This is a genomic window from Actinomadura sp. NAK00032 (assembly GCF_013364275.1).
Taxonomy (GTDB): Bacteria; Actinomycetota; Actinomycetes; order Streptosporangiales; family Streptosporangiaceae; genus Spirillospora.
Map to the genome: position 1 here is coordinate 9,093,542 of NZ_CP054932.1, position 19,592 is coordinate 9,113,133.

The window sequence follows — 19,592 nt, forward strand, 5'->3', positions numbered from 1 at the left end:
CCACCGCGCGGCGCGTGGAACAATCCGGGATTGACAGGTGTTTGAACCCTCAACTAACCTTCGACGAGTCGTTGAAGTTTCAAGCACCAAGCATCACCGACCACTACGGGAGTCACCATGAGCATCGCCGCCGTCGCCCCCGAGCTGACCGCCGGGACCTGGAACATCGACCCCGGGCACTCCGAGGTCACCTTCGTGATCCGGCACCTGATGACCAAGGTGCGCGGCACGTTCACCGAGTTCACCGGCTCGGTGCAGATCGCCGAGGACCTCGCCGCGTCGACCGCGACGGCCGAGATCCAGGTCGGCTCGCTCGACACCCGCAACGCCGACCGGGACGCGCACGTGCGCACCTCCGACGTCCTCGACGTCGAGAAGCACCCCACAATGACCTTCGCGACCAAGGGCGTGCGGGCCGAGGGCGGCGAGTACTTCCTGGACGGCGACCTGACCATCAAGGGCGTCACCCGCCCGGTCACCCTGTCCGTGGAGTTCAACGGCGTCGCCGAGGACCCCTGGGGCGGGACGCGCGCCGGCTTCTCCGCCGAGACCTCGATCAACCGCAAGGACTGGGGCATCGAGTTCAACGTCCCGCTGAAGGGCGAGAAGGCCCTGCTCAGCGACAAGGTCGACATCCAGCTGGAGGTCCAGGCCGTCCGCGCCTGACCGTCTCCCGCACCCAGCTTCAGCGAGAAGGGCCGTCCGATTTCGGGCGGCCCTTCTCGCGTCCCTGGCCCTTCTCGCGTCCCTGGCCCTTCTCGCGTCCCTGGGCCTTCTCGCGTCCCTGGGGCGGGACGAGCGGCAGCCGGAGCGCGAACCGGGCACCGGCGGCGCGGTGCTCCTCGACGTGCAGCGTCCCGCCGTGCGCCCGCGCGATCTCGCGGGCGATCGCGAGGCCGAGGCCGGTGCCGCCGGCGTCCCGGCTGCGGGCGGTGTCGAGCCGGGTGAAGCGCTGGAACACGCGCTCCCGGTCGGCGGCCGGGATGCCCGGCCCGTCGTCGGTGACGGCGAGCAGCGCCTGCCCGTCCTCCCGCCGCACCTCCACCGTGATGGCCGACCCGGCGAACCGCTCGGCGTTGTCGAGCAGGTTGCCGAGCAGCCGGACGAGCTGCATCCGCACCCCGCGCACCGGGACGCCCGCGGACAGGTCCGTGGCGATCCGCACCGGGAACGCGCGGCGGCGCAGCTCCGCGCCGGCGAGCGCGGCCAGGTCGATCGGCTCCTGGACCGCCGTCCCGCCGGTGCCGATGCGGGCGAGCAGCAGCAGGTCGGTGACGATCGACTCCAGCCGGTCGGTGTCGCGCAGCGCCGACCGGACGACCTCCTCCAGGTCGGTGTCGCCCGGGTGCATCGCGGCGTCCTCCAGGTTCGCCCGGAGGCCGGCGATCGGCGTGCGCAGCTCGTGCGAGGCGTCGGAGGCGAACTGGCGCTGCCGCCCGACGGCGCGCTCCAGCCGGTCGAGCGTCGCGTTCGCGGTACGGGCGAGCTGCGCGATCTCGTCCTCGCCGGCCGGCTGCGGGACGCGCCGGCTGAGGTCGGTGGCGCTGATCTCGGCGAGCTGCGCGCGGATCGCCTCGACCGGGCCGAGGGTGCGGCCGACGATCCGCCAGGTGATCCACGCGACGCCCCCGGCGAGCAGCAGCACGGCGGCGCCGAGCACGCCTTCCAGCACTCCGTTCACCAAGTAGGACGGCAGCCGCTCCGCGGCGTACACGACGACGGAGTCCGGCGCGGTGCTGACCCGGATCGCCTCGACGACGAAGCACTCCCGGCGCGGCCAGGTGCCGTCGCACACGGTGAAGTCGCGCACGCGCAGGTTGCTCGACGGCCAGAGTCTGCTCACCGGCGGCCGCCGCGCCTCGCCGGGCGTGGCGTTCGTCACCCGCCCGCCGGGCTCGACGACCTGGATGTGGAGGCGGCCTCCGGTGTCGTCGGGGATCGCGCCCTCCAGCGACCCGTCGCGGACGCCGCCGCTGACCCGGCGCGCGTCCACCTGCGTCTGCCGCAGGAGATCAGCCTTGACGTCGACGCGCACGGCGACGTCGACGCCGGCCGCCGTGATGCCGAGCACGAACGCGGCGATGACGGCGGCGACGAGCGTGTCCCGGGCCCGGATGGACCGGGGGCGCATGCGCATGGGCCCTCCCGGGGAGACACGTTATCCATCGCTCACCAACGGGGAGTCCCAACATGGATGCCGGGTTTTCGCCTTCGCTTACCGGGACATCCCGTTTTATGACGGTTCCTCCGAAGCACAGGGACGGACACATGGGCAGGGACGTGGCTTCGGTCACCATCAGCGGCGAGGACCGGCGGCGGTACCGCGACAAAGTGCGCAGGTGCCTCGACGTGCTGGCCCGCATGCTGGGCGAATCCCAGTTCGACTTCGAACGCCCCCACATCGGGCTGGAGATCGAGCTCAACCTGATCGACGCGCTCGGCGACCCGCTGATGCGCAACGCGGACGTCCTCAAGGCGATCGCCGACCCGGCCTGGGCGACCGAGCTCGGCCAGTTCAACCTGGAGATCAACATCCCGCCGCGCGAGCTCGGCGGGGAGGGCACCGGCGAGCTGGAGGCCGAGGTCCGCGACCACCTGCGGCACGCCGACGACCGCGCCACCGAGGTCGGCGGCCGGCTCCTCATGATCGGCATCCTGCCGACCCTGCGGCGCACCGACATCGGCGAGGAGACCCTCTCCGCCAACGCCCGCTACAAGATGCTGAACGACCAGATCTTCGCCGCCCGCGGCGAGGAGATGCGCATCGCGATCGACGGGCGCGATCCGCTGCGCATGCACGCCGACACGATCATCCCCGAGGCCGCCTGCACCAGCGTCCAGTTCCACCTCCAGGTCAGCCCCGACCAGTTCGGCGCGTACTGGAACGCCGCCCAGGCCATCGCCGGCCCGCAGGTCGCGATGGGCGCCAACTCCCCGTTCCTGTTCGGGCACCGGCTCTGGCACGAGACCCGGATCACGCTGTTCGAGCAGGCCACCGACACCCGCCCGGACGAGTTGAAGACGCAGGGCGTCCGGCCCCGGGTCTGGTTCGGCGAGCGCTGGATCACCTCCGTGTTCGACCTGTTCGAGGAGAACACCCGCTACTTCCCGTCGCTGCTGCCGCTGTGCGACGACGAGGAGCCCCGGGACGTCCTGGAGGACGGCCGCATCCCCGAACTCGGCGAGCTGACCCTGCACAACGGCACGATCTACCGCTGGAACCGCCCCATCTACGCGGTCGTGAAAGGCCGCCCGCACCTGCGCGTCGAGAACCGCGTGCTGCCCGCCGGGCCGACCGTCGCCGACGTCGTCGCCAACGGCGCCTTCTACTACGGCGTCGTCCGGATGCTCGCCGAGGCCGACCGTCCCGTCTGGACCCGGATGTCCTTCGCCACCGCCGAGGAGAACCTGCACCGCGCCGCCCGCGACGGCCTCGACTCGACCCTCTACTGGCCCGGCATGGGCGAGGTGCCCGCCGCCGAACTCGTCCTCCGCAAGCTCCTGCCGCTCGCCCACGAGGGCCTGGACCGGTGGGGCGTCGACCCCGCCCGCCGCGACCGGCTCCTCGGCATCATCGAGCGGCGCTGCGTCACCGGGCAGACCGGCGCCGCCTGGCAGATCGCCACCGTCAACGCCATCGAGGAGTCGTCCGGCACGTCCCGCCACGACGCGCTCCGCATGATGACCCGCTCCTACACCGAGCACATGCGCGCGAACACCCCCGTCCATATGTGGCCCACCGGGCCCTGATCTTCACGGCTCCTCCACATTCCATGCCCGGCGCACACATACCGGACTCCTAGAGTCTGGTCCCGTGACGGGTAATGAGACTCGCGTCCTCGTGGTCGAGGACGAGCCGACGATCGCGCGCGCCGTGGCGGACCGGCTGGCCGCCGAGGGCTTCGGCGTGGAGACCGCCGGGGACGGACCCTCGGCGGTCGAGCGTGCGCGCTCGTACGAGCCGCACCTCATCGTGCTGGACGTGATGCTGCCCGGCTTCGACGGCCTGGAGGTGTGCCGCCGCGTCCAGGCCGAACGTCCCGTGCCGGTGCTCATGCTCACCGCGCGCGACGACGAGACGGACCTGCTCGTGGGCCTCGGCGTCGGCGCCGACGACTACGTGACCAAGCCGTTCAGCATGCGCGAGCTGGTCGCCCGCATCCGGGCGGTGCTGCGGCGCGTGGAGCGGCCCGCCATGGAGGCGTCCGACGGTGCCGTGCGGCTCGGGGCGCTGGAGATCGACGAGCGCGCCCGCCGCGTCCGCCGGGACGGCCGCGAGGTGCACCTCACCCCCACCGAGTTCGACCTGCTCACCTGCCTGCTGCGCAACCGCGGGGCGGTGCTGACCCGCGCCGTCCTGCTGGAGCAGGTGTGGGACTGGGCGGACGCCTCCGGGACCCGCGTCGTCGACAGCCACGTGAAGGCGCTGCGCCGCAAGCTGGGGCAGGAGCTGATCCGCACCGTGCACGGCGTCGGGTACAGCCTGGAGCCGGCGCCGTGACCCCGATCGTCCACCGGCTGTGGGCGCGGCTGCCCCGCCCCCTGGACCCGCTCCGGTCGATCAAGGTCAAGTTCGGCGTCGTGGTCGTCGTGACCGCGTGCGTCGCCGTGCTGATCGTGCTGTGGGGGTACCCGCTGGGGTTCCGCGCGCGGCAGACGATGCCGGTCGGCGTGCTGATCTCCCTCGTCGTGATACAGCTCCTCGCGCACGGGATGACCGCGCCGCTCCGGGAGATGACGGCGGCGGCACGGGCGATGGCGCGCGGCGACTACAGCCGCCGGGTGCGGGCCACGTCGCGGGACGAGGTCGGCGAGCTGGCGCAGGCGTTCAACCGGATGGCCGCCGACCTCGCCGAGGTGGAGCGGCAGCGCCGCGACTTCGTCGCCAACGTCTCGCACGAGCTGCGCACCCCGATCAGCGCGCTGCGCGCCGTCCTGGAGAACGTCGCGGACGGCGTCACCCCGGCGACGCCCGACGTCCTGGAATCCGCGCTCGACCAGACCGAGCGGCTCGGGCGGCTCGTCACCCAGCTGCTCGACCTGTCCCGCGCCGAGGCCGGCGCGGCCGTCCTCGACCTGGCCGACATCGACGTCGCCGAGTTCGTGGACGGCGTCACCGCCGAGGCCCGCGCCGGGCACCCGGAGGCCGTCTTCGCCACCGACGTGGCCCCCGGCCTGCACGCCGTCGCCGACCGCGACCGCCTGCACCAGATCGTCGCGAACCTGCTCGACAACGCCGCCCGGCACGGCCCGGACGGCCGCCCCGTCACCGTCACCGCGCGTCCCGCGAACCTCCCGGGCGGACTGATCATCGAAGTAGCCGATGAAGGACCCGGCATTCCCCCCGAAGAGCGCGCCCGCGTGTTCGAGCGCTTCTCCCGCGGCGCCGCGTCCGGCACCCGCGCCGGCACCCCCGGCGGCGGCACCGGCCTCGGCCTCGCCATCGCGAACTGGGCCGTGGACCTGCACGGCGGCGACATCACCGTCCTGGACACCCCGACCGGCTGCCGCATCCGCGTCCTGATCCCCCCACCCACCGGAGACCCCACATGACCTCCACCCCCGAAACACCCGACGAACCCGCACCAAAGCCGGACACCGGTCCGGGAGATGCAGCGGACCGGACGCCACCCCCCGCCGCCGACCAGACGCCCAGCGCCAAGCCGAGCGGGGCGCCCGTCGCGGAGCCTGGTGGCATGCCCGGCGCGGAGCCTGGCGGGACGTCCGGTGTGGGCGCCGAAGGGGCGCGCGGGGCGGCGGTCGCTCCCCCGCCGCCGCCGGGGGCGGTGGGTTATCCGGCTCATCAGGGGCCGCCGGTCTACGGGGCGCGGCCGGGATATGCGGCGGCGCCGGTCGTCTACGCGCCCACCAAGCTCGAGAAGGCGCTGAAGGCGTGGAAGCGGCCGGTGCGGCCGATGGCGCCGTCGTTGATGGCGGGCACGCTGATCGCCGGGGTGATCGGGGCCGTCGCGGTCGGGCCGCAGTTGCGGGAGGGGCTGTTCGGCGTCGGGGTCGTCATCGCCTCCGTGGCCGTCGCGTACGTGGCGGCGGCGTCGGCGTGGTCGGCGGGACGGATGGTGCGGCCCGGCGCCGGGAAGCGGGGGACGCGGGTCAACCGGACGGCGATCGTGTTCGGGCTGCTCGCCCTCGGCCTGGCCTCGACCGTCGCGCTGCGGGAGGCGGAGTGGGTCGTCGTGCCCGCGCTGATGCTCGCCGTCGCCACCGGGTCGTACGCGGCGTCCGGCGGGCGGTCGTGGGCGGAGGTCCTGCTCGGCGGGATCGCGGTCGCGCCGGCGGGCATCGCCATGCTGCCGTGGGTGGGGGAGAGCGCTTTCGAGACGGTCACGTCCGACAAGAGCAAGGCGTGGCCGGTCATCCGGACGTCCCTCGTCGCGGGCGGGCTGCTCGCGGTGTTCGGCGCGCTGTTCGTCGGGGCGGACGCGGCGTTCGGCAGCCTCGCCTCGGGCCTCGTCCCCGAGGTGTCGCCGTTCTCGGTGGTCCTCTACGCGGCCACCGGCGTCGTGACGATGGCGGTGGCGTCCGCCGGGGCCTACCTCGGCCAGTCGCCGCCGCCGCTGCGCATGCTGACCCCCGAGCGCGGCAGGCCCGCCGGGCGCTGGTCGTGGGCGGTGCCGATCGCGGCGCTCGACCTGCTGTTCCTGCTGTTCTGCGCGATCCAGGCCGGGGTGTTCCTCGCCGACGACAAGGACGAGCTGCTGCGCTCGACCGGCCTCACCTACGCCGAGTACGCGCGGCAGGGGTTCTTCCAGCTCGTCGTCGTGACCGTGCTGGTGCTGGTGGTCGTCGCCGTCGCCAAGCGCTACGCGCCGGCCGGGGGCCGGGGCGACGACGTGACCGTCCGGGTGCTGCTGGGGCTGCTGTGCGCGCTGACGCTCGTCGTCGTCGCGGTCGCGCTGCGCCGCCTCTACCTGTACGAGGAGACGTTCGGCTGGACGCGGCTGCGGCTGTGGGTGCACGCGTTCGAGCTGTGGCTCGGCCTCGTCGTGGTGATGGTGGCCGTCGCCGGCGTGGTGCGGGGGCGCGTCGCCTGGCTGCCGCGCGCGGTCGCGGGCACCGGCGCGGCGGCGATGATCGCGCTCGCGCTGCTCAACCCGGACGGGTTCATCGCCGAGCACAACGTCGCCCGGCACGCCGAGACGGGCAAGATCGACGTCCCGTACCTGCGGGGGCTGTCCGCCGACGCGGTGCCCGCGCTGGACGCGCTGCCGGAGCCGCTGCGGTCGTGCGCGCTGCGCGAGATCGCCTTCGACCTCGAAGAGAACGAGCCGGCGATGAGCGCCAACCTCGCGCGGTCGCGGGCCAGGAGGATCCTGGAGGAGCGCCCCGCCGACCGCTCGGTGGACTGCTTCAGCTCGTCTCGTCCATCGTGAGCAGGGCGTAGGCGGCGAGGGTGGAGTCGTCGGTGATGCGGCCCGCCCTGATGAGCGCCTTGAACTCGTCCCTGGACACCCATTTCTGCCGCATGTCCTGCTCCTCGTGCTCGCGGTCGACCTCGCCCTCCTCCAGGTCGGAGGCGACGAAGATGTCGAAGCCCTGGCCGCTCGTCCCGTGCGAGCAGTTCAGGTGGCCGAGGTGGCGCAGCGTCCCGGCGCGCAGGCCGGTCTCCTGGGCGAGTTCGAGGCGGGCCAGGAGTTCGGGGTGGGCGCTCTGGCGGTCGGGGAGCGAGCCCTGCGGGAAGCTCCAGGTGCGCTTGCCGATCGGGTAGCGGTACTCCTCGACGAGGTGGAAGCCGCCGTCCTCGACCGGAATGACCAGCACGAAGTCGGGTTTGTCGACGACGCCGTAGATGCCGCGCGAGCCGTCCAGGCGCTCGACCTCGTCCTCCCGGACGACCATCCAGGGGTTCTCGTAGACGATCCGCGAGGCGACCTGGCGGACTGCGGGCTCTTCGGTCATCTCAGGCTCCCGACCCGTAGCGGTAGACGAGTTCGTGACGGTCGCCGACCACCACCCGGTGGGTGACCTCGACGACGCGGTCGTCCTGGTCGTAGGCGCGCCGCCACAGCGTGAGGACGGGCTGGTCCGGGCCGATGCCGAGCGTCTCCTGCTCGTCCGCGCGGGGCAGCCGGCACGTCACCGCCTCCTCGAAGGTGATGCGGTGCCCGGCCTCCTCCAGCCGCGAGTAGATGCCGCCGGGGCCGGTGTTGACCTCCAGCAGCACCGGGATCTGCTCGACGACGGGCCAGATCACCCAGGTCGTCGCCGTCTGGACGGGCGGCTCCCCCTCCACGCCCTGCACGCGCGCCCGCTCCAGTACCCGCGTCCCGACGGGGACGTCCAGCCGGGGCGCGAGCCGCGCGCAGGCGCGGATCTCGGTCACGGTCGTGCGGGTGAACGGGCGGCGCCCGCCGGTCTGCGCGGACACGTGGAAGCCGCGCCACTCGCCGACCTGCCGGGTGATGTCGGCGGCCGCGCGCCGCACCCGCGGCGCCGTGCGGACCTGCGCGCCCGCGCCGTGCCGCAGCTGGACCAGGCCCGCCTCGGCGAGGATCCGCAGCGCCCGCCGCACGGTGGACCGGTCGGCGCCGAACTCCTCCGCCAGCCGCCGCTCGGACGGCAGCCAGGACCCCGGGTCGAGCTCGCCCTCGACGATGCGGGCGGCGAGCGCGTTCGAGATCACCTGTGCCTTCGTGGGGGGTCGCGGCATACCAGATCAGATCCTGCTCCGGGTCGGTGCATTGACCTCACACCGTACAGATCCCACCCGTCCCGGCGGCCTTTTGGGGTTCTGCGGAACGCGTTGTGGGCGATGCTTGGTAGTCCTATGGTAGACCTACCATAGGCCGACCGAGGGAGCCCCGGACCATGTCGGTGACCATGTGCATGCCCGGATGGCGCAGCGAACGCTCGGACGGCGGCCTGCGCGCCACGAGGGTCACCCGGCTGTCGGACTACCAGCTCGTGAACGGCTGCCTGGAGGAGATCCACGCGGCGGACGAGGGCGAGCTGTGGCTGCTGTGCGACGCGCAGACCCGGCTCGCCGAGCGCGTCGCGACCGCCGAGCGGCTGCGCTCCCTCCGCCGCGTCCAACCCGCGGCGGAGGGCCCGGCCCAGGGGCTCAGCTCCGGCGGAAGCTGACCACCTCGCCGGAGTCGCCGACCGCCTCCCGGGACGGCGTGATGATCCGCTCGCCCGCGTTGTCGGCGAGCAGCGCGCGGGCGCGCAGCACGATCTCCAGGTCGAAGCGCAGGTCCGGGTCGAGCAGCTGGTCGCCGAACAGCTCCTCCAGCTGGCGCAGCCGGTACCGGACGGTCTGCGGGTGGACGTGCAGCCGCATCGCGACCTCGTTGGCGTTGCGGCCCGACTGGAGCCAGGCGAGCAGCGTCTCGGCGAGCCGGTCCTGCTGGCTCGGGCGCAGGTGCGCCAGCGGCGCGAGGCGCAGGTCGGCGAGCGAGGTGATGAGGCCCTCGTCCTGGAACAGGATCAGCGTGGACATGTGCTCCACGCTGCGGATCACGCCGCTCTCCGCCTCGATGACCCCGCGCTGGACGAGCGACAGCGTCTTGCGCGCCCACTGGATGGACCGCGCCGCCTCCATCAGCGGGACCGTGGGGCCGACGACGGCGAGCGTCCCGGACAGGGCCCGGTCGACGAGCTTGGCGCGGCCGGGGCCGTCCGGGTCCGGGATGATCAGGCTGGGGGTGCGCCGGGTCAGGTCGGCGAGGACGTCCGGCGGGAACGCGGGCTGCCGGGCGTCCTGGTGGTGCCGGCCGAGCGCGACCGCAGCGACCGTCCGGGGGACGGGCCAGTGCGCGGCGGCGGCGAGGTCGGCGATGGCCTCCTGCGCGGCCGGCGGGTCGGCGAACAGCAGGTCGAGCAGGCGCTTGCGGCGGCGCTGCATCTCGCCCGCGACGGCGGCCTTGGCCTGCGAGAAGCCCTCGGCGGCGGCGTGCGCGAGCTCGTCCTGGAACTGCATCAGCACCTCGCCGACGGCGCCGAGCGTGCGCGGGGACACCTTCAGCGCCTCCGCGCCCTCGGTCATCCGTCGCCACGCGACCATGCCGCCGACCCGCATCGCGGTCTGCATGGCGTCGAGGCTGCGCCCCTCGCCGGCCTCGCCGCGGCCGATGGCGCGGAAGAAGTCGGTCACGGGAGCGGGGTCGTGCGCCGGGTCGCCCACCCGGTCGACGAAGAAGTGCAGCACGCGCTCGACGGCGAGCCGCAGGGTGCCGGAGTAGGAGCCGTCCCCGGGGCGGTCGTACTCCCTGACGCGCGTCTGGATCTCCAGGATCATGTCGTCCGCCACCTCGTCGAGGTGCGGCCTCATGTGGTCTGCCAGTTCCCTCGGCAGATCCGCCCACGGGCGCCCATTAGTGGTCGAACCGTCGTTCGCCACAGATTCTCCCCCTCCTCATCCCCCAGCGTTGCGCGCCGTACACAGGGGGTAATTAGTTACTTATGAGAACCATGTGAGGCAAATCATGACCCGTGGCGAGCCCGGGCGCAAAGTCTAGGTCGACTTTCGACCAGCTTCGGCCGACCGAATGACCGAGATTCGACAGGTCCGAGACCTCCCGCCGCAGACCTGTCACCTCCCGCCGCGTCCGCGCGGGGACGGCCGTGCACGCCTCCAGCAAGTACTTGACGGATCGGAAAGTAGAAAGTACTTTCTTCATCGGAAAGTACTTCTTGAGCAAGCAGGAGCCCCCCATGAGCGACCAGTACACCGACGCCGCCGAGGCCCTCGCCGCGATCGAGCGGACCCAGCAGCAGGCGTACGCCGACCAGCGGCTGCCGATGTGGTACCTCCCGGGCGTCATCGGCCTCGCCACGGCGGCCGCGGTCGCCACCGAGCTGGACGGCTCCGCCCAGGCCGGCCTCACCGCCGCGGCGGTCGCCGGGCTGCTGGGCCTCGTCGCCGCGCTGTCCAGCCGCACCCGCATCAGGTTCCGGCCGGGCACCTGGACGCCGAAGGCCGGTGCCGTGATGGCGCTCTGGATCATCTCGATCTTCGTGGTCTGGGGCGTCGTCCCGCTCCTCGTCGGCCTGGCCGCCGACTCGGGCGTCTGGCAGAAGGCCGTCGCGGGCGTCGTCGCCGCCGCCTACAGCGCGGCGACCCTCCGCCGGGCGGAGACCATGGTGTTCGCGCGGCTGGCCGGGAAGGTCGCCCGATGAACCTCGACCCGGTGATCCACACCCCCGCGCGGCTGCAGATGGTCTCCCTGCTGGCGACCGCGACCGAGGCCGAGTTCGGCTTCATCCGCGACAGCCTCGGCCTGAGCGACTCGGTGGTGTCCAAGCACGCGAGCGCGCTGGAGAAGGCCGGCTACGTCGAGATCCGCAAGGGCTACGTCGGCAAGCGCCCCCGCACCTGGTTCAAGCTCACCCGCGAGGGCCGCCGCGCGTTCGACGAGTACGTCGCCACGCTCCAGCGGATCGTCGGGCGGCCCCTCGCCGATACCCCGGCGGACGACGACCGCTGACCGCGACCGCCGACCGCGCGGGCCGCCGGAGGAAGCGGCCCACCGGAGAAATCGGCCGGCGGGACGCATAGCGGCGCGCGCCCGGGAGCGTCTGGAAGGGGGACAGCAATCCGGAGGTGACGATGGACGACGCAGCGGAGCGGCGATTCCGCGAGTTCGTCGAGACGAGGTCGGTGGCCCTGATGCGGCTGGCGTACCTGCTCGCGGGAGGCGACCAGCACGCGGCCGAGGACCTCCTGCAGACCGCGCTCGCCAAGACGGCGGCGCACTGGGGCAGCGTCGACAACCCCGAGCCGTACGTCCGGCGCACGATGTACCGCCAGCAGGTCAGCAACTGGCGGCGGACGCGGCGGCGGCGCGAGACGCAGATCGGCGCGCTCCCCGACGGAGCGGGCCCGGCCGGGCCGGACGCGGCGTCGGCGGTCGATCTGAAGCTGACCGTGCGGACGGCCCTGGCCCGCCTCACGCCCAAGCAGCGCGCGGTCCTGGTCCTGCGGTTCTTCGAGGACCTGCCCGAGGCGGAGGTCGCGCGCGTCCTCGGCTGCAGCGTCGGCACGGTGCGCAGCACCACGCACCGCTCGCTCGCCAGGCTGCGCGAACTCGCCCCCGAACTGAACGCCCTGGAGCCCGAGGAGGCCCGCCGATGAAGCCGGACACGATCCTCAAGAGCACGCTCGACGACTGGGCGGACGAGGCCCGCGTCCCCCACGGCCTCGCCGACCGCGCGCTGCGCCGCGGCACCCGGCGCCGCTCCGTCAAGTTCGCCCTGTTCGGCGGCACGGGCGCGCTCCTCGCCGGGGCGACCGCCGCCGTGCTCGTCGCGGGCGGTGTCACGGGCGGCGCGCCGGACCGGCAGGAGGTCGCGTTCGAGCCCGTCTCCCTGTCCTCGGACACGTCGCTGCGGACGGACCTCGGCAGCGCCTTCCCCCAGCGTCTCGTCGCCGCCGGCCACACGGCCGTCGCCGCCTACTACACCCACAACGCCCCGATGGGCGCCGAGACGGGCACGATCCGCCGCACCTGGCACCTCTACAACCCGTCGACGGGTGTGTACGAGCAGGCACCGTGGGCCTACCTGAGCGTCGCGCCCGGCATGCAGCGCGCGGCCGTCCTGCAAGGCCCGCTGCCCGCGCGCCGGGTCGGGGTGCTCGACATGAAGACGCGGAAGGTCACGCACTGGATCCCCGTCGACCACCCCGTCGGGGGGCTCGCCTGGTCGCCGGACGGCCGCCGGCTGCTCCTGACGTCCTACTCCTCGAACCCCGACGCGCTGGGCCGGTCGCCCGGCACGTCGCCGCGGACGGGCTACTACGTCGCCGGCAGCGCGAAGAAGCCCGGCGCGTTCCACCCCCTGCCCGCGTCGAAGGACAACCCGAACCACCGGCAGGACCTCGGCTGGAGCCGCGACGGGAAGCTGATCTGGGCGCCGACCGCGACCGTCCCGACCAAGGTCTTCTACGACCTCGACGGACGCCGCCGGCCCGCGCCCGCGCACGAGGCCGATGACATGGAAGCGGCCGGCCTGTCCCCCGACGGGACGCTGCGGGCCGTGTTCGGGCCGCGTCCCGGCCCCTCCATCACCATCACCAAGGCGGACGGCGGCCGGAAGGTGGCGTCCTTCCCCGTCCAGCAGGCCCTCGCATGGGCCGACAACGGCCGGCTGTTCGCCATCGGCTGCGACGTGAAGAAGTGCGCCCGCAAGGACGAGTTCCGCAACCGCCTCCTGCTCGTCGACCTCAAGGGGAAGATCACCCCGCTCACCGGCTACCAGCGCTCCGACAAGGCCGGCGCCTGGACCCCGGTCTTCACCCACCGCTGAGCCGCAGCGTCCGCACCGGGCCGCCGTCCCGCCTCCGGGGCGGCGGCCCGCCCGTTCCCGGAGCCCGGCGGCGCGACCACCGCCCCCGCGGAGGGCCACTCATCTGAACGGCACCGACATGACCGACCTCGTCCGCCGTGCCGCCGCACGCGTCCGCACGTGGAACACGGCCCGCCTCGCCCGTGCCGCGCACACCGCCGCCCTGTACGGCGACCACCGGCCCGGCCTGCGCCTCGTCGGCCGCACCGTCCACCGCCGCGACCTCCTGGCCGTGATCGCCGCCGTCTGGTGCGACGCCTACCTGGCCGACACCGCCGCGCTCGCCGACGCCGCGGCCTTGGCCGATACCGCGATCGTCGAGGCGGTTCCGGTCGTCCCGGCCGACCGGCGGGTCGAAGCGCTGATCGCCGCCCGCACCGGACGCGACGCCGGCGAGGCGTTCAGCGCGCTGATCCGCGAGGCCCCGGAGCGGGAGATCGAGTTCCGGCTGGCCGGGCTGCTGGAGACGGCGGCGTTCGCTCGCCTGGAGCTGGACGGCCCCGATCCGGACTGGCCGTGACCGCCGCGCTCCCGGCCGTCCCGGCCGTCCGGGACGCGATCGCGTGCACGACCGCGGCCATGTCGGACGGCCCGTGCCCCTGCTCCTCGCTCTCGCGGTACAGGGCATGGCAGGCGTCCAGGACGGGCGAGGCGATGCCGGCGTGCCGGGCGGCCTCCGCGATGAGGCGGTTGTTGTCCAGCACGTTGGTGATGGACGCCTGGACGGTGAAGTCGCCGTCGAGGAGCTTGCGCGCCTTCGCGCGGGAGACCGCGCTGGCCATCGGGCCCGCGTCGAGGACGTCCCGCAGCAGCCGCCGGTCGAGCCCGTACCGGTCGGCGAAGTGGAACGCCTCGGCCAGGCCGGTGACCATCGTGATCAGGTACAGGTTGACGGCGAGCTTCATCAGCAGCGCCCCGGGCACCGGCCCGCAGGCGAACACCTGCCGGCACATCGGGGTGAGCAGCGGGCTGACCGCCCCGACGTCGGCGGTCTCGCCGGCCACCAGCGCGACCAGGTCGCCGGTCTCGGCGGGCCCGCGCGACCCGGACACCGGCGCCTCGACGTACCGGCCGCCCGCCGCCGCGACGTCGGCCGCCAAGTCGCGGGAGTAGCCCGGTGACGTGGTGCCCATGTGGACGATCACGCGTCCCGTGACGGCGGCGGCGAAGCCGGGGGTGCCGCGCCTGAGGACGGCGTCCATCGCGGGCCCGTCGGCCAGCATGAGCAGGACCACGTCCGCGCGCCGACACACCTCGGCGGGGCCGGACGCCACCTCCGCGCCCGCCGCCCGCAGTGCCTCGCTCGCGGCGGCGCCGCGGTTCCAGACGACGAGGGGGACCCCGGCGCGGGCGAGGTTGAGCGCCATGGGGCGCCCCATGACGCCGAGTCCGATGAAGCCGATGTTCGCGTCCACCTTCGCCTCCGGTTCCGGGCTGGGCGGCGCTCCGCTCAGGGGTGGCGGCGGAGCGCTCGCGGGGACCTGCCGACCTTGCCGATTATGACAGCGGTCATGATTATGGTCCAGGTGAAGCCCGAAATGGACGATCGAGGCCCTCGCGAGCGGATGGTCTTCAGCGCCGCGCAGCTCATCCGCCGGGACGGCGTCGCCGCCACCGGGATGCGCGAGGTCGCCGCCCGCGCCGGCGCGCCGCGCGGCTCGCTGCAGCACTACTTTCCGGGCGGCAAGGAGCAACTCGTCAACGAGGCCGTCGAGTGGGCCGGCCGGTACGCCGCCGCGCGCGTCGACCGGTTCGTGGCGTCGATGTCCCGGCCCACCCCCGGCGGGCTGTTCGCGGCGATGGTGCGCCAGTGGACGGACGAGTTCCGGGCGCAGGGCTCCATGGGCGGCTGCCCGGTCGCGGCGGCGACGGTCGACTGCGCGGACTCGGTCGCGTCCGCCCGGACCGCGACAGCCGCCGCGTTCGCCGAGTGGCGCCGCCCCATCGCCCGGGAGCTGACGGCGATGGGGGTGCCGTCCCGCAAGGCCGCCGGGCTCGCGACGCTCATGGTCAGCGCGCTGGAGGGCGCGATCCTGATGGCGAGGGCCGAGCAGAGCGTCCGTCCCCTGACGACCGTCGCCCGCGAACTGGGCCCCTTCCTCGACTCCTGCGTCGAACGCGGCTCAAGCCAGGACGCGGTCTAGGACGAGGTAAGCCCCCAGCCCGACCATGGCGGCGCCGGACAGGCGGCTGATCAGGCGGGTCTTGCCGGGCGCCCCTTTCAGGACGGTCCGGGTGAGGGTGCCCAGGCAGAGGTACCAGACCCAGCAGGTGGCCATGAAAGTGAGCCCGAGAACGCCGATCTGCGCGGCGATGGGCCAACTGTCGTCGGGATCGGTGAACTGGGGCAGGAGGGCCAGGAAGATGAGCAGCCCCTTGGGGTTGAGCCCGCTGACGCCCATGCCGCGCAGGAACGCGCGCCGCCCGGTGCCGGCCTCGGAGTCGGCACCGGCCACGGCCGGGCGGGCGAAGGTCGTCGCGCCATGCCAGACGAGGTAGGCGCCGCCGACGAGGGTCAGGGCGGTCAGCGCGGCCGACGAGCTCGCGACCAGGGCGCCGACGCCCGCCGCGACGACGAGGGTGATGGCGGCGTAGCCGGCGACCAGGCCGCCCACCGCCGGGAGGACGGAGCGGCCGCGCAGGCCCGCGCCGATGGTGAACGCCCAGTCCGGGCCCGGCACGGCGATGAGCAGTAAGGCGATCGTCCAGAAGGCGAGTACGGAACCGGCCGCCATGATTTCCCCTCCCGAATGGCCGTCAATGCGGGAAGGCTAATCAGAAACGCCCGAAAGGTGTTCCCGAATTTCTCGCGAAAGCCGCCCTTCAGTGGAAGGATCTTCTACATGGACGCGATCGACCGGAAGATCCTTGCCGTGCTCCAGGAAGACGGCAGGCTCACGATCACGGATCTGGCCGCACGGGTCGGATTGAGCGTCTCGCCCTGCCACCGGCGGCTGCGGGAACTGGAACGCAACGGAACCATTCGCGGCTACCGGGCGGTCGTCGACGCCACCGCCCTCGGGTTGACGTTCCAGGCGCTCGTGTTCGTCACCATGCGGCAGGAGGACAGGGAAACGCTGCTCGGCTTCGAGGCCGCAGTGGCACAGGTACCGGAGGTCGTGCAGGCGCAGCGGCTGTTCGGCGATCCCGACTACCTGCTGCGGATCGTCACGGCCGACCTGACCGCCTACCAGGAGCTGGAGGACGACGTGCTGTCCGCGCTGCCCGGCGTGCAGCGGCTGAACTCCACGCTCGTCATGAAGCACGTCGTGGACGAACGGCCGCTGCCCACCTGAGCGGCCTCTACTGGCGGACGATCCAGTGGTCGTTCGCGCCGGCCCGCACGAATTGCAAGGACGGGCACAGGTAGTCGTCCGGATCGGGAGTCGCCGTCGGCTGCCAGGGCGAGTCGGACGGCGAGGCCAGCCGCCACACGCCATTCTGGCGGAGCTGGATGCCACTGCTCTCGAAGACGACGCCCTTCGCGTCGGCGCAGTAGTAGGCGTTGCCGGTACGCGGGTCACGGGACGCGTAAATCTCGAAGATGTCCCAGCCGTAGGTGAGACTGCTCGTATCGGTGCCGGCCTTGCTGTAGAAGAGATTCCAGCTGCCGGTCGTCTGGTTGTAGAGATAGGCCGACCAGGCATTGGTGGCCGCGTTCGTCCGGACGAGCTGGACGCTGTAGGCCGGGTGGCCGTTCACGGGCCGGGTGTAGGTCTGGAGGAAGTCGGCGTCCATCGCGACCTCCTTGCGGGGCCCGTTGCCGCCGCACCAGTCCCACGCCCAGATCTCGTTCCCGACGGCCTGTGAATACACCGTCGTGATCTCCATGCACGACCCGGCGGCCTTGATGGTGGGCGTGTAGGTGAAGTCGGCGCCGTTCGACACCCGGTAGCTCGTGTCGACGCTCTGGCTGGCCATGAACCCGTCGTGCGTCCCGGCGGCGGGCTCGACGCCCCAGAAATGATGGATCTGCTCGCGGCGCAGCCGGGCGCGGTGCAGACCGCGGAACCTCTCGGCGGCCTCGGCATTGCGGGCGGACGGGACGACCGGCCGCGCACCCGCCACCACGCCGCGCTTCGGCGCGTCCGGGTTCGGCGCTGCGGGCGGTTTCACGGTGGAGGCGGCGGCGCCGGCGGCGGCCGGAACGGCGGTGAAGGCGGCGAGGACGGCGCAGGCGAGCAAGGTGCGACGCTGCATCACGCAACTCCTTGTCGGGGCGGGGAGCAGTCTGCAAGCGCGCGCTGACCGTGGCGTGAATTGGGTGGATCACGCCGTCACAAAGAATCCGTCCCGCGTTCCCCTACTGTCAACGAGTCGTTTTTCAACCACCGTCCGGTACGCCCTGAAAAAACGTGCCGCACAGCCCGCCCCGCGGTGAGGCGAAGTTCACTATCCTGATCTTCACCACACAAAAGTGTGATCCCAATCACACGCCGCCGGTCGCATCGATGGCATCACACTGCGTTATTTCCGCTGATCAACCCGGCTAAAGGGGCCATAAGTCGCGCAGCGGCGAGCGGTGGTTTACCCGCCCGGTAGGGATGTCCATGTCCGGCCATCGAGCGGGTGGACCGTCCATATCCCCTGGTGGAGCGGCCGGACATCGCTAAGCTACGGGCTCAACATTCTCCTTCGTCTCCCTGGCACCGTCCTGCGAGTGCCCTGCATTGCCAGCCGCCGGCCCGCGGCACATCCCCCCGCCATTGCATGGCGCGAATCTCGCTTCGCCCGGGACACGGAGAAGCCCCCAACAGAGGAGAAAACCAATGCGCGCAAGTCGGCTGGCTGCGGTGGGAATCGCTGCGGGCTCCATGATGCTCGGAATGGCCGCCCCGGCCTTCGCCACCCCGGAGACCGTCACCCCGGGCTCCTTCTGCGACAAGGCCGGCGACACCGGCAAGACCGACAAGGGCACGGCCATGGTGTGCAAGACCGCCAAGGACGGGAAGCTGCGCTGGGTCGCGGCGGAGCCGGGCAACGAGAACCCCGGCGGCGAGAACCCGGGCAACGAGAACCCGAAGCCGACCTTCAAGTTCGGCTACGACAAGGTGAAGCTGTCCAGCACGCGCGTCGCGCCCGGCTACAAGACCACCTTCACGGTGACCTGCCCGACCTCGGTGACCATCACCGGCAACGGCTACACGCAGAAGTCGCTGCCCGTGAAGAAGACCGGCGAGAACACCTGGACCGCCACCGGCACGTTCCGCAAGAACCTGCCGAACCCGACGATCGCCACGGTGGTCTGCGCGGACTACGGCTCGGTCAAGTACAGCACCCAGCCGGAGAAGGGCGAGACCAAGCCCGGCAAGCCCGGCAAGCCCGGCGCGATGAAGCCGAAGACGCCGAAGATCCCGACCGGCCGCATCGACACCGGTGACGGCAGCACCTACGTGCAGAACGAGGGCTCGCCGGCCGGCCTGCTGGCCGCCGGGTGGGGCGCGGTCATGGCCCTCGGCCTCGGCGCCGTCGCGCTGCGCCGCCGGACGGCCGGGGAGCGGTCGTAACGTTGCCGGAACTGCCTGCTTCGGCCATCGGTCGCCGCGCCGCCGGCGCGGCGACCGGTGCGCTGCTCATCGGACTGCTGCTCAGCGGCTGCGGCGGCGGGGACGGCGACACCGCGTCGCCCGGCACCCCGGAGCCCGCGGCGACGCAGTCGACGGGCGCGACCACGCCCGCGTCGAACGTCCACCCGCTGACCCAGTCCCTGCCGACGAAGATCTCCATCCCGAAGATCGGCGTGACGGCCCCGGTGGGCTCGATCGGGCTGCGGCCCGACGGGCGCGTCGAGGAGCCGCCGCTGAGCAAGCCGAACCTCACGGGCTGGTACGACGAGGGCGTCACCCCGGGCGAGGTCGGCCCGTCGGTGATCCTCGGCCACGTCGACGCCAACGGCAAGCCGGCGGTGTTCGCCCGGCTGAAGGACCTGAAGCCCGGCGACAAGATCTCGGTGTCCCGCAAGGACGGGTCCACCGCGACGTTCGCCGTCCAGCAGGCCCAGCGCGTCGACAAGGACGCCTTCCCGCACGAGAAGGTGTTCGGTGAGGCGCTCGACCACGCGTCCCTCCGACTGGTCACCTGCGGCGGCGCCTTCGACAAGAAGATCGGCCACTACAAGGACAACCTGATCGTCTACGCCAAGCTGATCAGCTCCTGACCCGAAGAACGAGGAACGCCCGCCGGTGGACGCACCGGCGGGCGTTCCCGTCTCCGCCCCCCGACAGCGTTCGATGGTGACGGAGAAGCACAGCCCGCACGAGCGGTGGGTGCCTGGAGCGGGACGCGACAAT

22 protein-coding genes are annotated in these 19,592 nt (G+C 72.6%); 15 read left to right on the top strand and 7 right to left on the bottom strand.

Features of this window, described 5'->3' with window-relative positions; all coding sequences use genetic code 11:
* Positions 1-117 precede the first annotated feature (117 nt).
* Complete coding sequence (locus HUT06_RS41990; protein ID WP_176200781.1) at positions 118-666, top strand: YceI family protein; 549 nt, start codon at positions 118-120, stop codon at positions 664-666.
* Positions 667-685: 19 nt separating this feature from the next.
* On the opposite strand, the gene HUT06_RS41995 is transcribed toward HUT06_RS41990, so the two are convergent.
* Positions 686-2,137, bottom strand: coding sequence for a cell wall metabolism sensor histidine kinase WalK (locus tag HUT06_RS41995; RefSeq protein ID WP_176200782.1), 1,452 nt, complete (start codon positions 2,135-2,137; stop codon positions 686-688).
* Between the two features lie 131 nt (positions 2,138-2,268).
* On the opposite strand from HUT06_RS41995, the gene HUT06_RS42000 reads away from it, so the two are divergent.
* The 4 genes from HUT06_RS42000 (at position 2,269) to HUT06_RS42015 (ending at position 7,391) form a co-directional block, all read left to right on the top strand.
* On the top strand, positions 2,269-3,750 hold the full coding sequence (locus tag HUT06_RS42000) for a glutamate--cysteine ligase (protein WP_176200783.1): 1,482 nt from the start codon (positions 2,269-2,271) through the stop codon (positions 3,748-3,750).
* Positions 3,751-3,814: 64 nt separating this feature from the next.
* Entirely contained in the window at positions 3,815-4,501 is a 687-nt protein-coding gene (locus HUT06_RS42005; RefSeq protein WP_254715677.1) for a response regulator transcription factor, read from the top strand.
* A complete protein-coding gene (locus HUT06_RS42010; protein WP_254715678.1) occupies positions 4,498-5,553 on the top strand; it encodes an ATP-binding protein in 1,056 nt (351 codons plus the stop codon). Before HUT06_RS42005 ends, HUT06_RS42010 begins: the two co-directional genes overlap by 4 nt.
* A gap of 143 nt (positions 5,554-5,696) precedes the next feature.
* Entirely contained in the window at positions 5,697-7,391 is a 1,695-nt protein-coding gene (locus tag HUT06_RS42015) for a DUF4153 domain-containing protein (RefSeq protein ID WP_176200784.1), read from the top strand.
* Here the strand turns inward: HUT06_RS42015 and HUT06_RS42020 are convergent.
* Both HUT06_RS42020 and HUT06_RS42025 read right to left on the bottom strand, forming a co-directional pair.
* Complete coding sequence (locus HUT06_RS42020; RefSeq protein WP_176200785.1) at positions 7,369-7,917, bottom strand: NUDIX hydrolase; 549 nt, start codon at positions 7,915-7,917, stop codon at positions 7,369-7,371. The genes HUT06_RS42015 and HUT06_RS42020 overlap by 23 nt on opposite strands.
* Position 7,918: 1 nt before the next feature.
* Entirely contained in the window at positions 7,919-8,641 is a 723-nt protein-coding gene (locus HUT06_RS42025; protein ID WP_217711660.1) for a GntR family transcriptional regulator, read from the bottom strand.
* 185 nt (positions 8,642-8,826) lie between these two features.
* On the opposite strand from HUT06_RS42025, the gene HUT06_RS42030 reads away from it, so the two are divergent.
* Positions 8,827-9,099 (top strand): hypothetical protein, encoded by a 273-nt coding sequence (locus tag HUT06_RS42030; RefSeq protein ID WP_176200787.1) that lies wholly within the window; start codon positions 8,827-8,829, stop codon positions 9,097-9,099.
* Here HUT06_RS42030 and HUT06_RS42035 read toward each other — a convergent pair.
* Positions 9,080-10,288, bottom strand: a complete 1,209-nt coding sequence (locus HUT06_RS42035) for a helix-turn-helix domain-containing protein (protein WP_240807714.1) — start codon at positions 10,286-10,288, stop codon at positions 9,080-9,082. The two genes, HUT06_RS42030 and HUT06_RS42035, sit on opposite strands and share 20 nt — an antisense overlap.
* Positions 10,289-10,671: 383 nt before the next feature.
* On the opposite strand from HUT06_RS42035, the gene HUT06_RS42040 reads away from it, so the two are divergent.
* From HUT06_RS42040 to HUT06_RS42060, 5 genes are all read left to right on the top strand, one after another.
* Positions 10,672-11,136, top strand: coding sequence for a hypothetical protein (locus HUT06_RS42040; RefSeq protein ID WP_176200788.1), 465 nt, complete (start codon positions 10,672-10,674; stop codon positions 11,134-11,136).
* Positions 11,133-11,444, top strand: a complete 312-nt coding sequence (locus HUT06_RS42045) for a transcriptional regulator (protein ID WP_176200789.1) — start codon at positions 11,133-11,135, stop codon at positions 11,442-11,444. The genes HUT06_RS42040 and HUT06_RS42045 overlap by 4 nt, the downstream gene beginning before the upstream one ends.
* A gap of 122 nt (positions 11,445-11,566) precedes the next feature.
* Positions 11,567-12,091 carry a SigE family RNA polymerase sigma factor gene (locus tag HUT06_RS42050; protein WP_176200790.1) on the top strand — a complete coding sequence of 175 codons (525 nt, stop codon included), beginning with the start codon at positions 11,567-11,569 and terminating at the stop codon, positions 12,089-12,091.
* Positions 12,088-13,263 carry a hypothetical protein gene (locus HUT06_RS42055; protein ID WP_176200791.1) on the top strand — a complete coding sequence of 392 codons (1,176 nt, stop codon included), beginning with the start codon at positions 12,088-12,090 and terminating at the stop codon, positions 13,261-13,263. Before HUT06_RS42050 ends, HUT06_RS42055 begins: the two co-directional genes overlap by 4 nt.
* A 118-nt stretch (positions 13,264-13,381) precedes the next feature.
* On the top strand, positions 13,382-13,822 hold the full coding sequence (locus tag HUT06_RS42060) for a hypothetical protein (protein ID WP_176200792.1): 441 nt from the start codon (positions 13,382-13,384) through the stop codon (positions 13,820-13,822).
* On the opposite strand, the gene HUT06_RS42065 is transcribed toward HUT06_RS42060, so the two are convergent.
* Positions 13,704-14,717: an NAD(P)-dependent oxidoreductase gene (locus tag HUT06_RS42065; RefSeq protein ID WP_254715679.1), complete on the bottom strand. Its 1,014-nt coding sequence runs from the start codon at positions 14,715-14,717 to the stop codon at positions 13,704-13,706. The two genes, HUT06_RS42060 and HUT06_RS42065, sit on opposite strands and share 119 nt — an antisense overlap.
* Before the next feature lie 123 nt (positions 14,718-14,840).
* Between HUT06_RS42065 and HUT06_RS42070 the strand changes: the two genes are divergently transcribed.
* Positions 14,841-15,446: a TetR/AcrR family transcriptional regulator gene (locus tag HUT06_RS42070; RefSeq protein ID WP_217711661.1), complete on the top strand. Its 606-nt coding sequence runs from the start codon at positions 14,841-14,843 to the stop codon at positions 15,444-15,446.
* On the opposite strand, the gene HUT06_RS42075 is transcribed toward HUT06_RS42070, so the two are convergent.
* Positions 15,426-16,037: a LysE family translocator gene (locus tag HUT06_RS42075; protein ID WP_176200793.1), complete on the bottom strand. Its 612-nt coding sequence runs from the start codon at positions 16,035-16,037 to the stop codon at positions 15,426-15,428. The two genes, HUT06_RS42070 and HUT06_RS42075, sit on opposite strands and share 21 nt — an antisense overlap.
* 108 nt (positions 16,038-16,145) lie before the next feature.
* On the opposite strand from HUT06_RS42075, the gene HUT06_RS42080 reads away from it, so the two are divergent.
* Positions 16,146-16,598 carry an Lrp/AsnC family transcriptional regulator gene (locus HUT06_RS42080; protein WP_176200794.1) on the top strand — a complete coding sequence of 151 codons (453 nt, stop codon included), beginning with the start codon at positions 16,146-16,148 and terminating at the stop codon, positions 16,596-16,598.
* A gap of 7 nt (positions 16,599-16,605) precedes the next feature.
* Here the strand turns inward: HUT06_RS42080 and HUT06_RS42085 are convergent, their stop codons facing one another.
* A complete protein-coding gene (locus HUT06_RS42085) occupies positions 16,606-17,502 on the bottom strand; it encodes a carbohydrate-binding protein (protein WP_176200795.1) in 897 nt (298 codons plus the stop codon).
* 626 nt (positions 17,503-18,128) lie between these two features.
* Between HUT06_RS42085 and HUT06_RS42090 the strand changes: the two genes are divergently transcribed.
* Positions 18,129-18,809, top strand: a complete 681-nt coding sequence (locus HUT06_RS42090) for a hypothetical protein (RefSeq protein ID WP_176200796.1) — start codon at positions 18,129-18,131, stop codon at positions 18,807-18,809.
* 2 nt (positions 18,810-18,811) lie between these two features.
* On the top strand, positions 18,812-19,459 hold the full coding sequence (locus HUT06_RS42095; RefSeq protein WP_176200797.1) for a class F sortase: 648 nt from the start codon (positions 18,812-18,814) through the stop codon (positions 19,457-19,459).
* Positions 19,460-19,592: the final 133 nt, after the last annotated feature.

Coding starts and splice junctions, on each gene's coding strand:
- HUT06_RS42000 (WP_176200783.1), top strand. CDS start 2,269: ATGGGCAGGGACGTGGCTTCGGTCACCATCAGCGGCGAGGACCGGCGG.
- HUT06_RS42085 (WP_176200795.1), bottom strand. CDS start 17,502: ATGCAGCGTCGCACCTTGCTCGCCTGCGCCGTCCTCGCCGCCTTCACC.
- HUT06_RS42035 (WP_240807714.1), bottom strand. CDS start 10,288: ATGAGGCCGCACCTCGACGAGGTGGCGGACGACATGATCCTGGAGATC.
- HUT06_RS42050 (WP_176200790.1), top strand. CDS start 11,567: ATGGACGACGCAGCGGAGCGGCGATTCCGCGAGTTCGTCGAGACGAGG.
- HUT06_RS41995 (WP_176200782.1), bottom strand. CDS start 2,137: ATGCGCATGCGCCCCCGGTCCATCCGGGCCCGGGACACGCTCGTCGCC.
- HUT06_RS42045 (WP_176200789.1), top strand. CDS start 11,133: ATGAACCTCGACCCGGTGATCCACACCCCCGCGCGGCTGCAGATGGTC.
- HUT06_RS42015 (WP_176200784.1), top strand. CDS start 5,697: ATGCCCGGCGCGGAGCCTGGCGGGACGTCCGGTGTGGGCGCCGAAGGG.
- HUT06_RS42030 (WP_176200787.1), top strand. CDS start 8,827: ATGTCGGTGACCATGTGCATGCCCGGATGGCGCAGCGAACGCTCGGAC.
- HUT06_RS42075 (WP_176200793.1), bottom strand. CDS start 16,037: ATGGCGGCCGGTTCCGTACTCGCCTTCTGGACGATCGCCTTACTGCTC.
- HUT06_RS42090 (WP_176200796.1), top strand. CDS start 18,129: ATGGCCGCCCCGGCCTTCGCCACCCCGGAGACCGTCACCCCGGGCTCC.
- HUT06_RS42080 (WP_176200794.1), top strand. CDS start 16,146: ATGGACGCGATCGACCGGAAGATCCTTGCCGTGCTCCAGGAAGACGGC.
- HUT06_RS42040 (WP_176200788.1), top strand. CDS start 10,672: ATGAGCGACCAGTACACCGACGCCGCCGAGGCCCTCGCCGCGATCGAG.
- HUT06_RS42070 (WP_217711661.1), top strand. CDS start 14,841: ATGGACGATCGAGGCCCTCGCGAGCGGATGGTCTTCAGCGCCGCGCAG.
- HUT06_RS42060 (WP_176200792.1), top strand. CDS start 13,382: ATGACCGACCTCGTCCGCCGTGCCGCCGCACGCGTCCGCACGTGGAAC.
- HUT06_RS42055 (WP_176200791.1), top strand. CDS start 12,088: ATGAAGCCGGACACGATCCTCAAGAGCACGCTCGACGACTGGGCGGAC.
- HUT06_RS41990 (WP_176200781.1), top strand. CDS start 118: ATGAGCATCGCCGCCGTCGCCCCCGAGCTGACCGCCGGGACCTGGAAC.
- HUT06_RS42020 (WP_176200785.1), bottom strand. CDS start 7,917: ATGACCGAAGAGCCCGCAGTCCGCCAGGTCGCCTCGCGGATCGTCTAC.